This is a genomic window from Micropruina sp., from assembly GCF_047607385.1.
Taxonomy (GTDB): domain Bacteria; phylum Actinomycetota; class Actinomycetes; order Propionibacteriales; family Propionibacteriaceae; genus Micropruina.
The window spans coordinates 1-4,657 of the sequence record NZ_JASGDE010000056.1; the positions used below are offsets into that span (position 1 = coordinate 1).

At 72.0% G+C, this 4,657-nt stretch carries 8 protein-coding genes; 6 read left to right on the forward strand and 2 right to left on the reverse strand.

Going from position 1 to position 4,657, the window contains the following annotated elements; genetic code table 11:
* The coding region (locus tag QM582_RS05360) for a hypothetical protein (protein ID WP_415082427.1) at nt 1-198 on the forward strand (198 nt) is incomplete at its 5' end.
* A gap of 31 nt (nt 199-229) precedes the next feature.
* Here the strand turns inward: QM582_RS05360 and QM582_RS05365 are convergent.
* Nucleotides 230-1,165, reverse strand: a complete 936-nt coding sequence (locus QM582_RS05365; RefSeq protein ID WP_415082429.1) for a hypothetical protein — start codon at nt 1,163-1,165, stop codon at nt 230-232.
* 170 nt (nt 1,166-1,335) lie between these two features.
* On the opposite strand from QM582_RS05365, the gene QM582_RS05370 reads away from it, so the two are divergent.
* Nucleotides 1,336-1,938 carry a carboxypeptidase-like regulatory domain-containing protein gene (locus QM582_RS05370; RefSeq protein ID WP_415082431.1) on the forward strand — a complete coding sequence of 201 codons (603 nt, stop codon included), beginning with the start codon at nt 1,336-1,338 and terminating at the stop codon, nt 1,936-1,938.
* A gap of 31 nt (nt 1,939-1,969) precedes the next feature.
* Here QM582_RS05370 and QM582_RS05375 read toward each other — a convergent pair whose 3' ends face one another.
* Complete coding sequence (locus QM582_RS05375) at nt 1,970-2,569, reverse strand: bifunctional 4-hydroxy-2-oxoglutarate aldolase/2-dehydro-3-deoxy-phosphogluconate aldolase (protein WP_415082433.1); 600 nt, start codon at nt 2,567-2,569, stop codon at nt 1,970-1,972.
* Between the two features lie 60 nt (nt 2,570-2,629).
* On the opposite strand from QM582_RS05375, the gene QM582_RS05380 reads away from it, so the two are divergent.
* The 4 genes from QM582_RS05380 to QM582_RS05395 all read left to right on the forward strand — a co-directional run.
* On the forward strand, nt 2,630-3,094 hold the full coding sequence (locus QM582_RS05380) for a YbhB/YbcL family Raf kinase inhibitor-like protein (RefSeq protein ID WP_415082434.1): 465 nt from the start codon (nt 2,630-2,632) through the stop codon (nt 3,092-3,094).
* Nucleotide 3,095: 1 nt separating this feature from the next.
* Entirely contained in the window at nt 3,096-3,626 is a 531-nt protein-coding gene (locus QM582_RS05385) for a DinB family protein (protein ID WP_415082436.1), read from the forward strand.
* Nucleotides 3,627-3,782: 156 nt separating this feature from the next.
* The gene (locus QM582_RS05390) at nt 3,783-4,343 is read left to right on the forward strand and encodes an NADPH-dependent FMN reductase (protein ID WP_415082438.1); all 561 of its coding nucleotides are present in this window, start codon (nt 3,783-3,785) and stop codon (nt 4,341-4,343) included.
* A gap of 1 nt (nt 4,344) precedes the next feature.
* A partial coding sequence (locus tag QM582_RS05395) for a DUF4031 domain-containing protein (RefSeq protein ID WP_415082439.1) occupies nt 4,345-4,657 on the forward strand: 313 nt, incomplete at its 3' end.

Sequence of the window (4,657 nt, forward strand, 5' to 3'; positions counted from 1 at the left end):
AACCAGGCCGGCGCCGCGGTTCACCGCAAACGCCAGGATCTCCCGCTCAAGGAAGCGCTGATCAATGCTGTTCCGAGCGAGGACGTGCCCGGCGGGATGAGCTGCGGCCCCCGGATCTTGTGGCGTACTGGACGTACGGCGCAAGATTTGGGGGCCGCAGATCGCCCGCCGGGGACGCCGCAGCCGGGACATGATTGATCAGCGCTTCCTCAATGAGCCGGACGCCGGATCAGCGGTCCTTGACCGCCACGTGGACGTGATCCATGTGGTTCGCGGTGGCGCTGCCCCGGTCGGCCATGTGCCGCCAGGTCGGCCGGTACGGCGTCCAGATCTTCTGCCGGTAGATGATGTGGTCGACCCCGAACTCCTTGGCGTGCGCCACCAGGAACGCGGCGATGGCGTTGCCCTGGGAGGTGTTGGAGTAGGTCATGAAGTCGATGGCCCGGCCGAACTGGTGCACCGACAGGCTGTGCGCCCGCCAGCCGCCGACGTTCTTGACGTTCCAGCGGGCCATCACGGCGCGGTAGACGACCATCGCCTCGGGCTGCAGGCCGAGCACCGAGCCCTTGGGCACCGCGCGGGTCGCCTTCGGCGCGTTCGCGTCGGCCACCTTCTCCGGCTTGGGCTTGCTGTTCGCCAGGGACGCGGCCAGCACCCAGGCGTCCTTGCCCTTGAACCGCACCATCCGGTACTTGCCGTTCACCTCGGGGGTGACGGTGACCTTGTCGGCGGCCTTCAGGCCGGCCAGCTTCTTGGCACCCGCATCCGGATCGGCGAGCACCGGCAGCTTGGTCTTGGCGAACATCGTCCGGGTCGGCTCCAGGGCCGGGCTCACCGCGGTCCGGCTGGCGGCCGCGAAGGCCAGCGCATCCTCGGCGGCGATCTGCGGACGGGCCACGTCGCGGGACACCGGGACGTCCCGCAGGGCCACGTCGGGCGTGGTCATCGGCGCGGCGACCGGGGCCGCCGCGGCGGCGCCGGACATCGCCAGCGCACCGGCGGTGGCGCTCACCGCCAGGCCCAGGAAGGCGACCCCGATGCGGTCGGCGGCACTGCGGTACCAGGCTCGGGCCTCCCGGCGGGGCAGGTCCGAGGCGGCCCGGCCGGGCGCCTCAGTGCCCGACTGAACGGCAGCCGGACCGTCGGCCCGTCGCGGCTGGTACATGCACAAACCTCCTGAGAAAACTAGGTCGGTTTCTGAATTTAGTCTAAGGAAACCGGCTGCCCAAATCGGGGGCCAATCCGACCGCCGTCCGGCGTGGCTCGGACGCCCTCGCCCACGGCGCCGCGACGATGGGGTCCACGCCGAGAATTCACCCGAGATCGGGGGCACAGATGCGTCGGGTCATCGTCTTCCTCACGTCCCTCACCCTGGCCCTGCTGCTGGGTGCCGGAACAGCACGCGCGGACACAGTCGCCCTGAAGGGGCCGCTGCCCGCCACCATCAAGGCCAGGACGGTGGCGCCCGCCGGCGCCCCCGGGGCGCTGGTCCCCATCGAAGGCACCCTGCGGGACGCCCAGCGACGTCCGTTGACCGGGGTGCCGGTGATCGTCAGCCTGCCGGGCACCGACGCCGCGCACAGCACCCAGGAATCGCTCACCGGCAGCGGCGGCAGCTTCGAGGCCTACGTCCCGCTGCCCGAGAGCCTGCCGGCCTCCGGCACCGTCGAGCTGACCGTGAGCTTCGCCGGCAGCGAGCAGGCCGCGGCGTCCAGCCTGGTGCTGCCGGTGCGCGTCGTCGCCCCGCAGCAGAGCGGACCGGGCGACCAGCCGGCGGCCCAGCCGGAATCCGGCCCGGCCGCCCAGCCGGCCGAGGTCACCCTGCCGAGTTCCGGCATCCCGTTGATCGACCAGTTGATCGGGGTCGCCGGCGGAGTGTTCGCGGTGATGGTGCTGCTGTTCGGCGTGGGCGCCTTCCTGCGCCGCCGCCGCGGCTGAGCGAGCACCACTGACTCCTCGCCGGTCGGGCCTAGTCGAACCGGTAGCCCTGGCAGCGGTGCCGCAACCCGGCCAGGTCGGGTTCGGCGATGTCCTCTTCGTCGATCGCACCGGAGGGGCAGACCGCGAGGGCGCCGGCGTCCAGCCACATCTCGCATTGGAAGCGTTCCAGCTTGCCGGCGGCGATCAGCGGCGCCTCGGGGAACATCGCCGTCACCGTCCGGGCATACAGCGAGCCGAGCGCGTCGCAGGGGATCACCTGCACTGCGGCGGGGCCGAGGGACAGCGCCCGGTCCACCTCGGACGGGGTGAGCCCGCCGAGCACCATCGGCACCGCGCCGGCGGCGTCCAGCAGGGCGCGATCGGCGAACGGGGAGAGCAGCAGATCCGGCCCGGAGCCGGCGGCCAGCTCCACCTGGGCGGGGTCGCGCAGGTCGCCGACGCCGAGCCGGGCCCGGCGTCCGAACACCTGACGCAGCCCGGGCAGCAGCCCGCGACGCTCGAACGGCACCGTCCAGGCCGCCATGCCCTCCTGGATCAGCACCTCGCCGGCGGCGATCAGATCGTCGGCATCGCCGACCGGGAGCTCGACGATCACCCGGCTGCCGGCCAGCACCTCCACCCACTCCATGGAGGCCAGGCTAGTGGGGTCGCCCTTCTGCGCCACCGCGGAACCTCCTAGGGTGAGGACATGGAACTGAGCAGCGACGCCATCCCGGACGGCTCGACCATCGAGCTCGGCTACGCCGAACCCTCCTGCGGCGGCACGAACGTCAGCCCCGACCTGCGCTGGTCGGGCGCCCCCGAGGGCACCAAGAGCTATGCCCTCACCTGCTACGACCCGGACGCCCCGACCGGCAGCGGCTGGTGGCACTGGATCGCCTTCGACATCCCGGCCCAGGTCACCGCGCTGGCACCCGGCGCGAGCCTGGACGCCCCGGCCCGGGAGTGGGACAACGACTACGGCTACGCCGGCTACGGCGGCCCCTGTCCCCCGCCCGGCCCGGCGCACCGCTACGTCTTCACCGTCTACGCGATGGACGTCGAGCAGCTCGGCGTCCCGGACGGCGCCACCAGCGCGGCCTGCCGGTTCAACCTGTTGGCGCACGCGATCGACAGCGCCTCGTTCACCGGGACCTTCGCGGTCGGGGCCTGAGGTGTCCGGCGAAGAGCCGGCGGCGATTCCCCCGGACACCAAGGACTGGACCTGGGTGATCGAGCAGGGCTGCCCGGAGTGCGGCTGGACGCCGCCGCCGGCCACCGAGGTGGCGAGCCGGGTGCATGCCACCGTGCCTCGCTGGGAGACCGTGCTGCGGCGTCCGGACGTCACGGTCCGGGCCCGGCCGGAACGCTGGTCGGCGCTGGAGTACGGCTGCCACGTCCGGGACGTCTGCCGGATCTTCGGCACCCGGCTGACCCAGCTGCTCACCGAGGACGGCCCCACCTTCTCCAACTGGGACCAGGACGAGGCGGCCGTCGCCGGCCGCTACCACGCCCAGGACCCGCTCGCCGTCGCCGGTGAGTATGCCGCGGCCGCGGAGCACACCGCGGGGTTGTTCGACGGCGTCCGGGCCGACCAGTGGCAGCGCCGCGGCACCCGGAGCAACGGTTCGGAGTTCACCGTGGCCACCCTGGGCTGCTATTTCCTGCACGACCTGGAGCATCATCTGGCCGACGTCGCCGGGTGACGGTTGGAGAAGCGCCGGTGTTCTCGTCGGTCGAGCTTGTCGAGACCCCACTGGCAACGGGCTTCGACAAGCTCAACCAGCGAGACGCCGCATTGATCAGCGGTTCCCCGGGCGGCGCCTGCTACCGTGATTGAGCGTTCAAGGAAAGGCTCCGCCGTGACCAAACCCACCCTGCAAGTGATCGTCGCCAGCACTCGTCCGCGCCGGGTCGGCCGGATGGTGGCCGACTACATCGTCGAGCGGTTCGCCGACCACGGCGGCTTCGAGATCGAGGTGGTCGACCTCGCCGAGGTCGCGTTGCCGCTGCTCGACGAGCCGAACCACCCGCGGCTGGGCCGCTACGAGCACGAGCACACCAAGGCCTGGAGCGCCACCATCAGCCGCGGCGACGCCTATCTGATCGTGATGCCGGAGTACAACCACTCGTTCAACGCGGCGCTGAAGAACGCTCTCGACTACCTGAACGCCGAATGGCAGGGCAAGACGGTGGCGGTGGCCAGCTACGGCGGGGTCAGCGGCGGCACCCGTGCGGCGGCGGCGATCACCGAGGTGCTGGTCACCTTGGGCATGATCGTCTCCAACGTCGGCATCGCGATCCCGATGGTGCAGTCGCACATCGCCGACGGCCGGTTCGCCGGCTATCCGCAGGTGGAGCAGGCCATCGAGTCCACCCACGCCGCACTGCTGGAACTGACCCGCGGGCGGGCCGGCGCCTGACGTGGCGATCCTGCTCGACCCGCCGCGGTGGCCGGCCCACGGCACCGACTTCGGTCACCTGGTCTCGGACGCGTCGCTGGACGAGTTGCACGACTTCGCCCGGGCCGCGGGTATCCCGGCCCGCGCCTTCGACCACGATCACTACGACGTGCCGGTGGCCCGCTACCCGGCACTGATCGACGCCGGCGCCGTCCAGGTGCCCTCGGGCGAGTTGCTCCGCCGGCTGGTGGACTCCGGGCTGCGGGTCCGCCCGCGGGAACGGACGCCGGGGCAGCCCGCCGCCCTGGTCGCCGCGCGCACCGCCTGGGGCCGGC